We start from the raw sequence: 14,457 nt of genomic DNA on the forward strand, positions 1-14,457 counted from the left end.
CCATGAATCTATCCACCCCAGCCACAGCCACGGTATCCCGGCGCTGGTTGGCCTTTGCCGTGCTGCTGGCCGGAGCGTTCTTGCCGCCGCTGGATTTCTTTATCGTCAATGTGGCCCTGCCGTCCATTCGCCAGGGACTGGGGGCGACGCCGGCTCAGATCGAGTGGGTGATCTCGGCCTACGCGGCCACCTATGCGGTTTTTCTGATTACCGGTGGGCGCCTCGGAGATCTGTTGGGCCGGCGCCGGGTGTTTCTTGCGGGCATGACCGGCTTTGGCATGGCTTCGCTGGTCTGTGGGCTAGCGACCTCGCCATCATTGCTGATTGTTGGCCGGGTATTGCAAGGGCTGAGCGCCGCAGCCATGGCGCCGCAGGGGTTGGCGTCCATCCATGTCTTGTTTCCCGAGCATGAGCGCTCGCGGGCGTTGGCAGTCTATGGCGCGGCGCTGGGCTTTGCCGCCGTGATCGCTCAGGTGCTGGGCGGCGTGCTGATTGCGGCCGATGTTTTCGGGCTGCAGTGGCGAATTATTTTTCTGATCAACCTGCCTATCGTGGCCACCGTTTTCCTGGTCGGCATTCCCTTTTTGCCCGACACCCGCAGCGCCACGCCGGTGTCAGTGGATCGCCTCGGCGTGCTGCTCTGCGCCCTGACGCTGGGGCTGCTGGTGGTGCCGCTGGTGCAAGGCCGCGAGCTGGGCTGGCCATGGTGGCTATGCCTGATGCTGCTGAGCGCGCCGGTGGTGGCCGTGGGGTTATGGTGTCATGAAGTAGCCCTGCAGCGGCGCGGTGGTACACCGCTGCTCAGTCCTCAACTGGCAAGTTCGCCGCGCTTGCTGGCGGGGCTGGTCAGCGCGCTGTTTTTCTATGTGGTGTCAGCATTCTTTCTGACCTTTTCGGTATACCTGCAGGACGCCCTTGGCGCTACACCGGTAGTCACCGGCCTGATGTTCGTACCCTTTGGCGTTGGCTCCCTGATTGGCCCGCTGACCACCCCCGCCGCGGTCCGCTGCTTCGGCCGTTGGGTACCGGCCCTGGGCATGTTGCTGGAAGTGCTGGGCTGCCTGATATTAAGCGTAGCGGTGGGGGCTGCGGCTGCCGGTGAACGGCCGGCCTTGGCGCTGATGATCACAGGCGTCGGGCTGTTAGGCTTTGGTCAGGGTTGGGCATTGCCGACCCTGATTCGCAGCATGCTCGATCGCGCCCCGGCCGGTGGCTCCGGAATGGTTTCCGGTCTGGCCAACTCGGCGTTGCAAACCAGTGCCGCCCTCGGTGTGGCGGTGCTCGGCGGCCTGTTCTATGCCGTCGCCGCGCCGGCCTACAGCCCAGCCACGGTAGCCCATGGCTTTATTGCCGCGTTGATGGGCATCGCCCTGAGCCTGAGCCTGTCCGCGCTGCTCGCGCTCTACGCCTCAGTACCTCGTTCCAAGTCCCTCTAGATCACCCCAAATTCTTTAGTAAGGAGCTCCACTATGTCTGGCAGATTTTTCAATCAGGTCGCTGTGGTCACCGGCGGTTCAACGGGTATCGGCTTTGCCATCGCCCAGGCGCTACTGGCCGAAGGCGCCAAACGCGTTTACATCACCGGGCGTTCCGCCACCTCGCTGCATAGCGCGGTGGCCACGCTGGGCGAACGGGCGGTTGCGGTGATCTCCGACGTCAGACGGCAGGCCGACTTGGATGCTCTTAGAGAACTGGTAGAGCAGGGCGATGGCAAGCTCGACATGGTGTTCGCCAATGCTGGCATCTGCGAAAAGAACCCTGTCGGTGAGACCAGCGAAGCCAGCTATTACAGGCTGTTCGATATCAACGTGAAGGGCGTTTTCTTCACCGTACAGACCTTGCTGCCGCTGCTCAAAGACGGTGCTGCCATCGTGCTGACGGCATCCATCTGCTCCAGCAATGGCATGGAAGGCTTGAGCCTGTACAACGCCTCCAAAGCGGCCGTGCGCTCGTTTGCCAGAACCTGGGCCAACGAACTCAAAAGCCGCAAGATCCGCAGTAACGTGCTGAGCCCCGGCTTCACCCGCACACCGCTAATGGACAACGGCCTGAAGATGGACGAAACGCAAATCCAGTCGCTTACTGAACATGTGTCTGCAATCGTGCCCCTGGGCTACATGGCCAACCCCGATGAGATCGCCAGCTCGGCCTTGTTTCTGGCCTCTCACGAAGCCCGCTACGTAAACGGCGTCGAGTTGATGGTCGACGGCGGTCTCTCACAGATTTGATAAGGGCAGCGCCGAGGGGGCGCTGCTATGCCCCCGAAGAGCAGGTGATACTCCGATCCGGCTCGGCGGAGTTTCCCGGAATCCGGTGAGAAAAGGAGAAACATTTGTTTCTCTAATCTAAACGTCCGCTATTGGCCGAAACCAGCCCTTTAATTCCCATACCGGTCTACCATGGCCCCCCCGGCAGTGGTTCCACGCGCTACCGACCTCAATCTCAAGGTATCGCCCATGACCTCTTCACCCCGCATCACCCCATCCCGCACCTCATCCGAGGCATCCCAATGAGCATCGACCAAATCAGCCTCCCAAAAGGCGTAGGCCCTCACGCCATCAAGCTCCTCGACGCCATCACCGGTGCTGACACCAAAGAAGACCTCAACCGCGCAGGCGGGAAGGCTGAAGGTTTTGTATTGGGTCTGGAAAGCGCCAAGGCTATCAAAAGCCAAATCGCCGAGTCGCTGTATGTGGCATACGACGACGCGGCGAGTAATCGGTTGAGTGAGTTGAAGGGCTAGTCCCGCTGGACCGCGTTCGGCTTTAGCTTCGAGGTGTTTCGCGGTCCATCAGTGTGCGATCAGCAATTCGCTCAATTCGTTCAGTTGGCGGATGGTCAGTGCCGCATCGCGGTCTGTCCGGTCAGTTCGTCGGACAGCTTGAGCAGCAGGGCACCGACTGAGCAAACGGTTTCGTGTTTGTTGGCAATCAGAATTTCGCTGCTGACGCCGGAGAGTGCGCTGAAAAGGGCGGTCGTCTCTGGGACGGTATCGGTAGCGGGATTCAGGTCGTGATCAAGAAGGAAAAGAGGTCTGGTTTTTTAATCGAAAAAATAAGGCCCCTTTCTGTTCAGCGTGGTGCCGGGTTGTCCAGGCACATCAAGTCATTTCATTAACTGTCGGGCCAGGAAATATCATCAGAATTCAACCATGTTATCCGAGCTGATTTAACTCTCGGATTCTTTAAAAAATCTTCCACCGCTAACCATGCTACATCGGGCTTTAAAAATGAGCCTTCAGGTACGAACTGATCATCACCAAAATTCTTAACGACATTAATTTTATTCAGTGTACCCACTGAATAAAACTCAGCGCCTGTTCGTTCTCCGGATATTCGGATGTTGTATCTAACTGAAATACCTAACTCTTTATTCTCTATCACTGATAGCTCGGACTTGTCACCTTCGTCACTAATATAGCTAAACACTCCATCACCGGACCCTTTCTGCCACCTTGAAGATTGATAGTTCAAGAAGAACTCAGCATATGCCTGAGGATCTGGATCAATATCAACGTCATGATCAAGAAAGAAACATTTTAATTCAGGCATAACACGCTCGCTAAAATTGAGTTAGGCAACCATCACATACAGTCTTTTAGAAAAGACGTGAAGTGGTACTGACCACATCGATCAATGACATTTACGGCTTTGCCATTCACTCCAGCAGTTCTCCGCAACTATATCCGGATAGCCGCGTTCCCTTTCCATATCGAGCGCCACGCTGAATGGCAGGGTGATACAAACCGCCCGGTCCCGAATATCGCAGACCTCAGCCTCAGTAAGAGGTGAGCCCTTACTGTTCTCAGCAGCGGTGAGAACGGCTACGAGGGCTGGTACAAATACTAGGCATAGCGGATCAGCTTCCATGAATCACCTGTTGGGTTTCGACTTGGCCCATTACAACGAACCAGGCAGGGTTCAGCAATGGCTGAATGCACCGCACACCTCCCGCCGAGTCGCTGTATATGACATACGACGACGCGGCGAGTAATCGGTTGGGTGAGTTGAAGGGCTAGTCCCGCAGGGCCGCGTTGGGTTCTACGCCCGTGGTGTTTCGCGGTCCATCAGTTTGCCGATCAGCAGTACGCTCAATTCGCTCAGTTGGTGTATGGCCAATGCCACGTCGCGGTCTTTGCCGGTCAGTTCGTCGGACAGGTCGAGCAGCAGGGCGCTGACGGAGGAAACGGTTTCGTAGCTGTTGGCGATCAGGATTTCGCTGCTGACGCCGGAGGTGACGCTGAAGAGGGCGGTTGTCTCTGGGACTGTCTCGGCATCGGTGCCGGGATTGAGGTAGTGATCAATGGCGCGCTGGGCAGCCTGGTGGAGTTTTTGATCCGGCTTGTTTGGCGGATTCGGCGTTATCTTGAACATATAAGTATTCCTGAGTCAGGCCGCCACCTCGTCGCTACTAAACGATAGGGTGGCAGCTGTGCGCAGGTTAGTAGACCGGTGAATACTTAAAGCCGGCGCGCCCGAGGGCGCCCTACGCACAGCCACCATCAAGCACAGACAGGACGTCTGGAAGATGAGGTTCATGCACGTAAGTATTCAAAGCAGGGCTACTAAACCCGATCACTGAGTTTTCAGCGACCGAGCAACCTTAGAGATGGCCACCCAGGTGCACAAGCCGGCGGATTCTGACGCAAGCGTAGGCAATGGAGCAAGGTGCTACGGCCTACGCAAAGTCTCCTTTATCCCGCAAATGCAACCACCAGCCCATCGGCCTTTACGGTCCACTCACCGTTCAAACCGTGCCCCAGCGTTTCGGCGATGGCCGCGAACAATTGCCAGTCGGACGTTTCCGAAATCTGTATTTCCATAAAGCTTCGCCGAGAGGTACTTGTCGTAGAATGTGACAGAACCTGCGCAGCTTTCAAAGGAATGACCCCCCTGGCAACGCGCGCAACGACCTGCCGTGCCCGTTATGGAAAACCTATGCGCTCTTATCGCCTGTTGTACGTGTTACTGGCCCTGATCCTCAGCGGCTGCAGCATTCCGTATCAAACACCCGAAGCCCGGCAGCAAATCGAGCACGACCTGCAGATTGCCCCCGGTTCGGTGCGGGCCCTGAGCCAGACCAACTGGTGCTACTTGCCCTACGGCTCGGAGAATGGCGGCGATGGCCAGTGCCGTGCCACTCAGGGGCTGGGCGTTCTGGTGGACGATGGCTTGATTCTGAGCACCTATTCCAGTGGTCGTTATCAGCGCTTTATCACGCTGCGTACCCGCGATGTGCTGTGCGTGAAAACCTTCCGCAGCCGTGAAGCCGCCGCGGCGTTTTTCGCGTTCACTCGGGCGGGGGCTGCTCAGATCATTCCGCTGACGGCCGAAGGGCAGTTCAATACGCCGGTGAAAATCCAGTTTCTGGATTACCTGCTCGGTGAGAACCAGCCGGGCGATCTGACCACCGACAAGACCTATGTGCGTGACACCGGCAAAAATGCCTACTCCGTCGGGATCATTCCAGGTACGAAAATTCCGTATGTGTCTGCGGTGGCGGCGACGGAAGTGTTCAATCCCTGTCCGGAAAAGTAGTCGCCGGCAGTAACCCAGCGCGTATGAATCACTATCAAGGAGAGCGACATGGCGGGTGGCGAGATTGGGTGTGGTTCGTTTCAGGGCAGCGACAAGTCGGGATCGGCCTTTGAGGCGGTGCTGGACGCGCTGCCGTTGCAGGCGCGGGACTGGGTCGAGGCGGCCAGGCAGCAACTGGACTCGGCTGACGTTGTGCTGCTGGAGGTTGATCATGCGCAGGGCTTGCTTCCCTTTTTGAAGGGCTACCAAACACGCTTGATCGCCGATATCGGGCACGATGATTGGGAGCGGGCCGCGCGGGATGAAGCGGCGTCGTTTGATGATGTGGCTGCCAAGTGGGGCGCGGGCAAGGGCTGGCGACTTTATTGTGTACGGGATCTGGTCCGTGCTTGTGAGCAGTCGGCGCTGGAGCAGCAGCCTGTTTACATCGCGTTCAGCTAGGGCATCTGTGGCGGGGCACGGAGCAAAGAAAAATACACTTTTTGCTGCGCGGGGCGTCCAACCCTGAAACCGCCGTCAAGGCTTTCATCTCCAGGCAGCTGCTCTCAGCTAAGGACCGATCATGGTGACGTTGTTTATTTTTCTTCTGGCCTGCGGTGCTGCTGCGAGCACCGGCATTATCTTCAAACCGGGCGACTGGTACGCCACCCTGGTCAAACCCAGCTTCACCCCTCCCAACTGGCTGTTCCCGGTCGCCTGGACCATCATCTACCTGCTGCTGGCTTGGGCTGGCTACCGGCTGACCCTGATTCCCGGCAGTGAAATAGTGCTGGCTCTATGGGCTGCACAGATCGCACTCAACACCCTGTGGACGCCCGTGTTCTTCGGTGCCCACCGGATTTTCGCCGGGATGGTGATCATCACGCTGCTGTGGCTGGTGGTGGCCGCCATGGTGCTGCTGACGGTGCGGCTGGATTTGATCACCGGGCTGATCCTGTTCCCGTACCTGGTGTGGCTAAGCGTTGCGTCTGCGTTGAATTTTTCCATCCTGCGCAATAACCGCTGAGCCTGGCGGCGTGGGCAGAGGGCGGAAACATCATTGCCATGATGCCCACGCACACTGGCCAAGGTGAACATCTCTTTTAGAGATAGGGGGAATATCGAATTGGGAACTCACACGCTGTGGCCTGCTGAAGAACATGAACTGGCGCAAATGCAGCGCTTTAACCAGAAGCTCGCCTGGATGCCGCGTTTTCGCATCCGCAACCGCGTGACGCCCCGGGTGATCCAGGCGCTGTTGCGCTCCAGCCAGATGGTGGCCGGCAACAAGTTGCTCAAGCATGGCCTGCAGGCTGAAAGCCGGCGGGTGGGCTCGGTGCCGGTGCGCATCATCCGGCCGAAGGGCAAGGCCAAAGGCGTGGTGCTGGATATCCATGGCGGCGGCTGGGTGATCGGCAATGCGCAGATGAATGACGACCTCAACGTGGCCATGGTGAATGCGTGCGAGGTGGCGGTGGTGTCGGTGGATTACCGGCTGGCGGTGAATACACCGGTCGAAGGGATTCTGGAAGACTGCCTGGCCACGGCGCGCTGGTTGCTGGCGGACTGTGAGGAGTTCGCCGGCCTGCCGGTGATCGTTGTCGGCGAGTCTGCCGGTGGGCATCTGGCGGCGGCCACGCTGCTGGCGCTGAAGCAATCGCCCGAATTGCTGGCGCGGGTGAGCGGGGCGGTGCTGTATTACGGCGTCTACGATTTGACCGGTACACCGAGCGTGCGCACGGCGGGGCGGGAAACGCTGTTGCTGGACGGGCCGGGCATGGTGGAGGCGCTGCGTTTGCTGACGCCGGGCCTGAGTGACGAGCAGCGTCGGCAGCCGCCGTTGTCACCGTTGTATGGCGACCTTGCCGGGCTGCCGCCGGCGCTGATGTTTGTGGGGGATCTGGACCCGTTGCTGGACGACACGCTACAGATGGCCGAGCGATGGGCGGGGTCCGAGGTGTTTTTGTTACCGCAGGCAGCTCATGGGTTTATTCATTTTCCGACGGCGATGTCGGGCCGCGTGCTGGCTTACAGCCGCGATTGGATCACGGGTCGTTTACGCTCGGTTGGTTGATATTGGATTTTTACAACAAGGCCACATGGAAAGATGAGAGCAAAAACATTCATCGCGTCGCTGGGGATTTTATCGCTGGTTCAAACATCACTGTCCTTTGCGGACAACGCTAACGGGAAAAACATTTATCTGCAGCGCTGCGCCATGTGCCACGGCGCGGATATCAAAGGCACGGGACCCTTGGCGAATAAAAGCAATCCGCCTACGCCTGACCTGACAACGGCTACTTTCAAAAAACGCTTGAGTGATTATCCGGGCGTTATCGTGTCGTCCGTCATTCTTCGTCCAAATGGCGACCTGATTCCCAGAACGTTGCGGGAGAACGGTGTGAAGTTGTCACCGTTCACCTGGAAAGTTCAGGACTTTCGCGATTTGAACGAGTACATGAGCGGAGTGATTTCAAAAAGCCGATGATGCTGCTCGTTCCCACGCTCTGCGTGGGAATGCATACCGTGACGCTCCGCGTCACCAACAGCGGGACGCAGAGCGTCCCCGGCGGCATTCCCACGCGGAGCGTGGGAACGATCAGTCAGCAACCGCTCAACGCTACCTGCGGACGCTCACCTGCAAAGAAGAACGGCCGCAACCGCACGCCCACGCTGTTGCCGATAAACGCCGCCACTAACCACACCCAGCCATGCAGGCTGCCCGAGGCAATCCCGCTGAAGTACGCGCCGATATTGCAGCCATACGCCAGGCGCGAGCCGTAACCCAGCAGCAGGCCGCCGATCACCGCCGCAAACAGCGAGCGTGCCGGAATCTTCAGGCTTGGAGCGAAACGCCCGGCCAATCCCGCAGCCAACAGCGCACCGAGGATGATGCCGACGTCCATCACACTGGTGACGTCTTCCCACACCGGCGCCGCCAGGGCCTTGGCATTACCCGGCATTTGCCAGAACGCCCAGCTGCCTACGTCCACGCCCAACCCGCCGGCAACCTTGGCGCCCCACAGGGCGAACGCCGAAGTGATACCCCATGGCCGCCCGGCCAGTGCCAGGGTGGCGTAGTTGAGCAGGGCCAGGCCAATCGCGCCCCACACCAATGGCCATGGCCCGCGCAGGAAGCGGCGCAGGCCCTGGTGTTCGCTGGTGACGCCGGCTTCGAGTTGCCCGTGACGACCTTTTTCCAGGCGCACGGTGACTGCTGCGATGATGCCAAATACGGCCAGGCTCAGCAGCAAGGCCGGCACCACGCCGAAGCTTTTGACGATGGAAACCGCCGGGAACGAAGGCAGCGAGAACCACCAGTCGACGTGGTGAGTCGCGATCAACGAACCACAGATAAAGAAGAACAGCGTCACCAGCATGCGCGCGTTACCACCGCCCACGGTGAACAGGGTGCCGGACGCACAACCGCCGCCCAGCTGCATGCCGATGCCGAAAATGAATGCCCCGAACACCACCGAAACCCCGGCCGGTGCCACCAGCCCGACCACGGGCTGGCCGAACAGGGTGCCGGCCCCCAGCGCGGGGAAGAACAGCACCACGGCAATCGCCAGCATCACCATCTGCGCACGCAAGCCCGCGCCACGCCGGTCGGTGATGAACACTCGCCAGGCCGAGGTAAAGCCGAAGGCAGCGTGGTACAGCGTCAGGCCCAGTGCGGCGCCGACCACCAGCAACAGCACCTGGCGCGAGCCGACGCTGTTTTGCAGGAAGACGGCGCCGAACAGCAGGATGGCAAACGCCAGCAATGGCGCGACCGGCTTGCGCGCTGGGGTTGTGGACAGGGAAAGGCTCATCGGGAATCTCGGGTGATGTGGGTTAAGGGCGAGGTGGCGAAGTATAAACCTCGCGCTCCGCCACTGGCGCCTTGAAAAGCAACGCCAGCGCCACGATCACCGACAGCGCCACGGCCACTGCGCCCGCCAGGTACACCGATGCCACTCCGGCCACGCCGGCCAAGGCGCCGATCAGCGGGGTGCTGACCCCCAGCGAAATATCCAGGAACGCCACATACGCACCCATCGCCAGGCTGCGGGATTGGGGCGGCGCGCGCTTTATCGCCTCCACCCCAAAGCCGGGAAACGCCAGGGAGTAGCCGAAACCGGTCAGCGCCGCGCCCAGGTAGGCAGTCAACGCACTGTCCGCGCCCCAGATCAACAGCTGCCCGGCGGCTTCGATTATCACGCACACCAGCGCGACCTTGGCACCGCCGATCTTGTCGGGCAGGTGCCCAAAGAAAATCCGCGCGCCGATGAACGCCAGGCCAAAGGCGGTAAACGCCAATGACGCATTGCTCCAGGCCTTGGTGGCAAACAGCAGCGCGATAAACGCGGTAATCACGCCAAACCCGACGCTTGCAAAGGCCAGGCCCAACCCCGGTACCCACACCGAGCGCAGCACCTTGAAAAACGAGGTGCGCCGCTGGCTGGTGGGCGCAACGCCTTGCGCTCCGGCGACGATGGCCAGTGCCAGCAGCGGAATCACCATGGTCCCGACGGCGATCCCGCTGAAACCCCACTGGCTATTCACCGCCACCCCGAGGGGCGCGCCCAGGGCAAACGCGGCGTAGATTGCGATGCCGATCCAGGCCATGACCTTGCCGGTATTTTGCGGCCCCACCAACCCGACACCCCAGCCCATCGAGCCGGTCACGATCAGGCTTTCCCCCAGCGCCAACGCTACGCGCCCGGCGAGCAACACCCACACCGAGACCACCGGCGACGCCACAAACGCCAGGGACGCGAGGTAGATCAAGCCGGAGCTGGCCGCCACCAGCATGCCCACGAGCATGGCGCGCTTGGGGCCGCGCATATCGGCAAAATTGCCGGCCCAGGACCGCGACAACAATGCCCCGGCAAACTGCGCACCGATCACCACGCCCACCACCAGCGTGTCCATGCCCAAGGTGTTGTGCAGGTGCAGCGGCAGCACCGGCAGTTGCATGCCGATGATCAGGAACCCGACAAACACCGCCAGGGTGATGGGCAGTAATTTCAGTACCACTGGGCTTACCAATCCAGACATGAGTTGAATCCTCTGGCGGGCATCAGCCCAGGCGAACGGAAAGCTCGACGTCGTCACCGATCGGCACCGACAGGTAGCCGTTTGCTGGCGAACGCACCCGGGCCAGGTAGTCGGGGCAGTAGTCGGTGTTGTCGGCGATGATCAGCGCGCCGGGCTTGAGGCGGCTTTCCACCAGGTTCAACACGTCGCCATACAGCGCCTTGGCGCCGTCGAGCAGCAGCAGGTCGACGCTGTCGGGCAGGCCGGTGGCCAGGGTAACCAGAGCATCGCCTTGGCGGATCTCCACGAGGTCGCTCACGCCGCCTTGCTCCAGGTGTTGCCGGGCGAGAGCGATCTTCGAGGGCTCGAACTCGCTGCTGATCAGCGTGCCGCCGCCGTTGTCCCGCAGGGCGGCCGCCAGGTGCAGGGTGGACAGGCCGAACGAAGTACCGAACTCGACGATGGCCTGCGCTTTGCTGCTGCGTGCGAGCATGTACAGCAGGGTGCCGGTGTCGCGGGAGACGGGCAACCACAGGTCTTTCAGCATGCCGTAGAGTGCCAGGTAGTCGGTCTTGCTGCGCATCAGGCGGTCGCGTTCTTCGTGGGTCACTGTGTTGATGATGGGGCTGGTGGCGGCATCGGCCTGTGTGTACAGCCGTTCAATCAGGGCCGCCATCGGGGCCGAGGTAAGCGTATTCATGGGGATGTCCTGCTGCAGGTTGAGCGCCGTGAGGCGCCGGGCTAGTATGCGAATGATTCGTCGCATTTAAAGTATGCGAACAATTCGTCACATTCGCTATTCGCATTCCAATGGCAGCAGGAACGCCCCATGACCGATCGCCAGACCTCGCAGATTTCCTCACGCAAAGAGCCCAAACAGGCGCGATCCACCGGGTTGGTGACGGCCATTCTCGAAGCGGCTATTCAGGTTTTGGCCAAGGAAGGCGCCAGCCGTTTCACCACCGCCCGTGTCGCGGAAAAGGCCGGTGTCAGCGTGGGGTCGGTGTACCAGTACTTTCCCAACAAGGCGGCCATCCTGTTTCGGCTGCAGACGGATGAGTGGCAGCAAACCTCGCAGATGCTCAGCCGCATTCTGCAGGACGTAAGCCAGCCGGCCCTTGAGCGGTTGCGGGCGTTGGTGCATGCGTTTATTCGTTCGGAATGTGAGGAGGCGCAGATGCGCGTCGCCCTGAGCGACGCCGCGCCGCTGTACCGTGATGCGCCCGAAGCCCATGAGGTTCGCGCAGAAGGGCAACAGATTTTCCAGGCGTTCATGCTGGAACTGCTGCCGCAGGTGCCTGAAGCCACCCGCGCCCTGGCCTGCGATTTGATCGCCACCACCTTCAGTTCGGTGGCGAAGGAATTCTCGGGAAGCCCGCGCACCGAGGCGCAAATCACCGCCTATGCGGACGCCATGGCGGATATGTTCGGTGCGTACGTGACGGTGCTGAACCAGACAGCACGATGACCCGCAGGGCGGGCCATCGTTTGCAGCGCTTGCCTTAGCGGCGGTTCAGCCACACGGTCTGCGCGTTGCAGAATTCCCGCACACCGAAGTGCGACAACTCCCGCCCGAAGCCGCTCTTTTTCACACCACCAAACGAGACCCGGGGATCGGACACGCTGTAGGCGTTGATAAAGATCCCGCCGGTTTCCAGTTGGTTGGCGATGCTGCGTGCCTTCTGCGGGTCGGTGGTGAACACACTGGCGGTCAGGCCGAACTCACTGTCGTTGGCCAGGGCCACGGCGTGGTCCGCATCGCGGGCGGTGATGATGGAGGCGACCGGCCCGAACAGTTCCTGTTTGAACGAGGTCATCTGGTCGGTGACGTTGGCCAGCACGGTGGGGGCGTAGTAGTTGCCCGCGCCTTCGACTTTGCTGCCGCCCAGCAGCAGGGTGGCGCCTTCGGCCAGGGTGGCCTGGACCTGGCCGTCGAGTTCGTCCCGCAGGTCGAACCGGGCCATCGGCCCGATGTAGGTCTCGGTAGCGGTCGGGTCGCCCATCACCAGGTTGCGGCTGGCTTCGAGGAATTTGGCGGTGAAGGCTTCCACTACGCCTTCTTCGATGATCAGGCGCTTGGCGGCGGCGCACACCTGGCCGGAGTTCTGGAAACGGCCGATCAGGGCGGCTTGCACGGCTTCGTCGAGGTTGGCGTCGTTGAGCACAATGAACGGGTCGGAACCGCCCAGTTCCAGTACGCATTTTTTCAGCGCGGCCCCGGCCTGGGAACCGATGGCCATGCCAGCGCGCACGCTGCCGGTGAGGGTCACGGCGGCGATGCGCGGGTCGGCGATGGCTTTGGACACGCCGTCCTGGGTGACGTTGATCACTTCGAACAGGCCATCGGCAAAGCCGGCGCGCTGGAAGGCTTGTTTCATCAGGTACGCGCTGCCCATCACGTTAGGCGCGTGCTTGAGCACGTAGGTATTGCCGCTGAGCATGGTTGGCACCGCGCCGCGCAGCACTTGCCACACCGGGAAGTTCCACGGCATTACAGCGAGGATCGGGCCCAGCGGGCGGTATTCGATCTGGGCGGTGCCGTTGTCCACCAGGGTGGCTTCCGGGGCCAGCATGGCCGGGCCGTGGGCGGCGTACCACTCGGCGAGTTGCGCGCATTTTTCGATTTCGCCACGGGCCTGGGCGATGGGTTTGCCCATTTCCAGGGTGATCATCTGGGCCATTTCTTCGGCCTGGTCGCGCAGGGTGCTGGCCAGGGCCAGCAGTAGTTCGGCGCGCTGGGCGACGGGGGTATTGCGCCCGTTGCGGAAGGCGTTGATCGAGCGGGTCAGGGCGGCATCCAGCTGCGCCTCGGTTTCGTACGGGTAGCTGGCGACCGTTTCACCGTTGGCGGGGTTGATCGACAACGCGTGGGTCTGGGAGGAAATGGAGTTCATGGCACCGTCCTGCGCAGTGAATGGGATGGAGGCCAGCGTACGGGGCTGTATCTTTTTCGGAAACTGAATAATATTAAGCAATACGTTCACGTTTGGAGAATGACTTGGATCTGGTCCAGCTGGAAATTTTCAAAGCCGTTGCCGAGCAAGGCAGCATCAGCGCCGCCGCGCAGCTGATCCATCGGGTGCCGTCGAACCTGACCACGCGGATCAAGCAATTGGAGCAGGACCTGGGCGTGGACTTGTTTATTCGCGAGAAGAGCCGATTGCGGTTATCGCCGGCCGGGTGGAATTTTCTCGGGTATGCGCGGCGCATTCTCGACCTGGTGCAAGAGGCCCGGGCGACGGTGGCGGGGGAGGAGCCCCAGGGCGCGTTTGCGTTGGGCTCGCTGGAGAGTACGGCGGCGGTGCGCATCCCGGCATTGCTCGCGGCGTATAACCAGAAGCACGCCAAGGTCGAGCTGGACCTGACCACCGGGCCGTCCGGCACGATGATCGAGGGTGTGTTATCGGGGCGGCTGGCGGCGGCGTTTGTCGATGGGCCGGTGCTGCACGCGACGCTGGAGGGCGTGGCGGTGTTCGAGGAGGAGATGGTGGTGATTGCGCCGTTGCATCACGCGCCGATCACCCGGGGGCGGGATGTGAGCGGGGAGAGCATCTACACGTTTCGTTCGAACTGTTCGTACCGGCATCACTTCGAGCGCTGGTTTTCACAGGATGGCGCGGTGCCGGGGAAGATCTTCGAGATGGAGTCGTACCACGGGATGCTCGCCTGTGTGAGTGCCGGTGCCGGGTTGGCGCTGATGCCGCGGAGCATGCTGGAGAGCATGCCGGGGTTTACGGCGGTGAGTGTGTGGCCGCTGACCGATACGTTCCGGATTCTGAATACCTGGCTGATCTGGCGCCGGGGTACGGTGTCGCAGAGTCTGAACAGTTTTGTGCAGTTGCTGGAAGAGCGTGGCCTGGCCCTGGCATCGTAGCCGTAGCAGCTGTCGAGCCCCGGCGAGGCTGCGATGGCGTCGGCA

18 protein-coding genes are annotated in these 14,457 nt (G+C 61.0%); 10 read left to right on the forward strand and 8 right to left on the reverse strand.

Annotated features, from left to right (window positions below; translation table 11 throughout):
- The first annotated feature begins 2 nt into the window (after positions 1-2).
- The 3 genes from HX814_RS02670 (at position 3) to HX814_RS02680 (ending at position 2,743) form a co-directional block, all read left to right on the forward strand.
- Positions 3-1,436 (forward strand): MFS transporter, encoded by a 1,434-nt coding sequence (locus HX814_RS02670; protein WP_087694691.1) that lies wholly within the window; start codon positions 3-5, stop codon positions 1,434-1,436.
- Positions 1,437-1,469: 33 nt separating this feature from the next.
- Complete coding sequence (locus tag HX814_RS02675; protein WP_087694690.1) at positions 1,470-2,228, forward strand: SDR family oxidoreductase; 759 nt, start codon at positions 1,470-1,472, stop codon at positions 2,226-2,228.
- Between the two features lie 281 nt (positions 2,229-2,509).
- Positions 2,510-2,743 carry a hypothetical protein gene (locus tag HX814_RS02680; RefSeq protein ID WP_008438825.1) on the forward strand — a complete coding sequence of 78 codons (234 nt, stop codon included), beginning with the start codon at positions 2,510-2,512 and terminating at the stop codon, positions 2,741-2,743.
- Between the two features lie 370 nt (positions 2,744-3,113).
- Here the strand turns inward: HX814_RS02680 and HX814_RS02685 are convergent, their stop codons facing one another.
- The 4 genes from HX814_RS02685 to HX814_RS31410 form a co-directional block, all read right to left on the reverse strand.
- Positions 3,114-3,551: a hypothetical protein gene (locus tag HX814_RS02685; protein ID WP_146013727.1), complete on the reverse strand. Its 438-nt coding sequence runs from the start codon at positions 3,549-3,551 to the stop codon at positions 3,114-3,116.
- 81 nt (positions 3,552-3,632) lie between these two features.
- On the reverse strand, positions 3,633-3,869 hold the full coding sequence (locus HX814_RS31405) for a hypothetical protein (protein WP_102605767.1): 237 nt from the start codon (positions 3,867-3,869) through the stop codon (positions 3,633-3,635).
- 171 nt (positions 3,870-4,040) lie between these two features.
- A complete protein-coding gene (locus tag HX814_RS02690) occupies positions 4,041-4,373 on the reverse strand; it encodes a DUF6124 family protein (RefSeq protein ID WP_102605766.1) in 333 nt (110 codons plus the stop codon).
- 320 nt (positions 4,374-4,693) lie between these two features.
- Positions 4,694-4,822, reverse strand: coding sequence for a hypothetical protein (locus tag HX814_RS31410; protein WP_256344134.1), 129 nt, complete (start codon positions 4,820-4,822; stop codon positions 4,694-4,696).
- Positions 4,823-4,937: 115 nt separating this feature from the next.
- On the opposite strand from HX814_RS31410, the gene HX814_RS02695 reads away from it, so the two are divergent.
- The 5 genes from HX814_RS02695 to HX814_RS02715 all read left to right on the forward strand — a co-directional run bounded on the left by HX814_RS02695 (position 4,938) and on the right by HX814_RS02715 (position 8,004).
- A complete protein-coding gene (locus HX814_RS02695) occupies positions 4,938-5,537 on the forward strand; it encodes a hypothetical protein (protein WP_177009660.1) in 600 nt (199 codons plus the stop codon).
- Between the two features lie 48 nt (positions 5,538-5,585).
- Complete coding sequence (locus HX814_RS02700) at positions 5,586-5,978, forward strand: hypothetical protein (RefSeq protein ID WP_177009661.1); 393 nt, start codon at positions 5,586-5,588, stop codon at positions 5,976-5,978.
- Positions 5,979-6,102: 124 nt separating this feature from the next.
- Positions 6,103-6,543 (forward strand): TspO/MBR family protein, encoded by a 441-nt coding sequence (locus HX814_RS02705; protein ID WP_102605786.1) that lies wholly within the window; start codon positions 6,103-6,105, stop codon positions 6,541-6,543.
- Positions 6,544-6,690: 147 nt separating this feature from the next.
- Positions 6,691-7,590: an alpha/beta fold hydrolase gene (locus HX814_RS02710; protein WP_177009668.1), complete on the forward strand. Its 900-nt coding sequence runs from the start codon at positions 6,691-6,693 to the stop codon at positions 7,588-7,590.
- Between the two features lie 33 nt (positions 7,591-7,623).
- A complete protein-coding gene (locus tag HX814_RS02715) occupies positions 7,624-8,004 on the forward strand; it encodes a cytochrome c (RefSeq protein ID WP_177009662.1) in 381 nt (126 codons plus the stop codon).
- 115 nt (positions 8,005-8,119) lie between these two features.
- Here the strand turns inward: HX814_RS02715 and HX814_RS02720 are convergent, their stop codons facing one another.
- From HX814_RS02720 to HX814_RS02730, 3 genes are read right to left on the reverse strand one after another with little or no spacing between them, the layout of a single operon-like run.
- Positions 8,120-9,331, reverse strand: coding sequence for a YeeE/YedE family protein (locus HX814_RS02720; RefSeq protein WP_177009663.1), 1,212 nt, complete (start codon positions 9,329-9,331; stop codon positions 8,120-8,122).
- Positions 9,332-9,353: 22 nt separating this feature from the next.
- Positions 9,354-10,559 (reverse strand): arabinose transporter, encoded by a 1,206-nt coding sequence (locus HX814_RS02725; protein ID WP_177009664.1) that lies wholly within the window; start codon positions 10,557-10,559, stop codon positions 9,354-9,356.
- Positions 10,560-10,581: 22 nt separating this feature from the next.
- Entirely contained in the window at positions 10,582-11,238 is a 657-nt protein-coding gene (locus HX814_RS02730) for an O-methyltransferase (RefSeq protein WP_003214482.1), read from the reverse strand.
- 129 nt (positions 11,239-11,367) lie between these two features.
- Between HX814_RS02730 and HX814_RS02735 the strand changes: the two genes are divergently transcribed.
- Positions 11,368-12,006, forward strand: coding sequence for a TetR family transcriptional regulator (locus HX814_RS02735; RefSeq protein ID WP_087694346.1), 639 nt, complete (start codon positions 11,368-11,370; stop codon positions 12,004-12,006).
- A 34-nt stretch (positions 12,007-12,040) separates the two neighbouring features.
- Here the strand turns inward: HX814_RS02735 and HX814_RS02740 are convergent, their stop codons facing one another.
- The gene (locus tag HX814_RS02740; protein WP_177009665.1) at positions 12,041-13,432 is read right to left on the reverse strand and encodes an aldehyde dehydrogenase family protein; all 1,392 of its coding nucleotides are present in this window, start codon (positions 13,430-13,432) and stop codon (positions 12,041-12,043) included.
- Between the two features lie 104 nt (positions 13,433-13,536).
- Between HX814_RS02740 and HX814_RS02745 the strand changes: the two genes are divergently transcribed.
- Positions 13,537-14,412, forward strand: a complete 876-nt coding sequence (locus HX814_RS02745) for a LysR family transcriptional regulator (RefSeq protein WP_003214475.1) — start codon at positions 13,537-13,539, stop codon at positions 14,410-14,412.
- The last annotated feature ends 45 nt before the right edge of the window (positions 14,413-14,457 follow it).

Source organism: Pseudomonas sp. C8002 (genome assembly GCF_013385765.1).
Taxonomy (GTDB): domain Bacteria; phylum Pseudomonadota; class Gammaproteobacteria; order Pseudomonadales; family Pseudomonadaceae; genus Aquipseudomonas.

What these genes read in the sequence shown, in the direction of transcription:
- HX814_RS02670 (WP_087694691.1), top strand. Translation starts at nt 3, where the DNA reads ATGAATCTATCCACCCCAGCCACAGCCACGGTATCCCGGCGCTGGTTG.
- HX814_RS02675 (WP_087694690.1), top strand. Translation starts at nt 1,470, where the DNA reads ATGTCTGGCAGATTTTTCAATCAGGTCGCTGTGGTCACCGGCGGTTCA.
- HX814_RS02680 (WP_008438825.1), top strand. Translation starts at nt 2,510, where the DNA reads ATGAGCATCGACCAAATCAGCCTCCCAAAAGGCGTAGGCCCTCACGCC.
- HX814_RS02685 (WP_146013727.1), bottom strand. Translation starts at nt 3,551, where the DNA reads ATGCCTGAATTAAAATGTTTCTTTCTTGATCATGACGTTGATATTGAT.
- HX814_RS31405 (WP_102605767.1), bottom strand. Translation starts at nt 3,869, where the DNA reads ATGGAAGCTGATCCGCTATGCCTAGTATTTGTACCAGCCCTCGTAGCC.
- HX814_RS02690 (WP_102605766.1), bottom strand. Translation starts at nt 4,373, where the DNA reads ATGTTCAAGATAACGCCGAATCCGCCAAACAAGCCGGATCAAAAACTC.
- HX814_RS31410 (WP_256344134.1), bottom strand. Translation starts at nt 4,822, where the DNA reads ATGGAAATACAGATTTCGGAAACGTCCGACTGGCAATTGTTCGCGGCC.
- HX814_RS02695 (WP_177009660.1), top strand. Translation starts at nt 4,938, where the DNA reads ATGCGCTCTTATCGCCTGTTGTACGTGTTACTGGCCCTGATCCTCAGC.
- HX814_RS02700 (WP_177009661.1), top strand. Translation starts at nt 5,586, where the DNA reads ATGGCGGGTGGCGAGATTGGGTGTGGTTCGTTTCAGGGCAGCGACAAG.
- HX814_RS02710 (WP_177009668.1), top strand. Translation starts at nt 6,691, where the DNA reads ATGCAGCGCTTTAACCAGAAGCTCGCCTGGATGCCGCGTTTTCGCATC.
- HX814_RS02715 (WP_177009662.1), top strand. Translation starts at nt 7,624, where the DNA reads ATGAGAGCAAAAACATTCATCGCGTCGCTGGGGATTTTATCGCTGGTT.
- HX814_RS02720 (WP_177009663.1), bottom strand. Translation starts at nt 9,331, where the DNA reads ATGAGCCTTTCCCTGTCCACAACCCCAGCGCGCAAGCCGGTCGCGCCA.
- HX814_RS02725 (WP_177009664.1), bottom strand. Translation starts at nt 10,559, where the DNA reads ATGTCTGGATTGGTAAGCCCAGTGGTACTGAAATTACTGCCCATCACC.
- HX814_RS02730 (WP_003214482.1), bottom strand. Translation starts at nt 11,238, where the DNA reads ATGAATACGCTTACCTCGGCCCCGATGGCGGCCCTGATTGAACGGCTG.
- HX814_RS02735 (WP_087694346.1), top strand. Translation starts at nt 11,368, where the DNA reads ATGACCGATCGCCAGACCTCGCAGATTTCCTCACGCAAAGAGCCCAAA.
- HX814_RS02740 (WP_177009665.1), bottom strand. Translation starts at nt 13,432, where the DNA reads ATGAACTCCATTTCCTCCCAGACCCACGCGTTGTCGATCAACCCCGCC.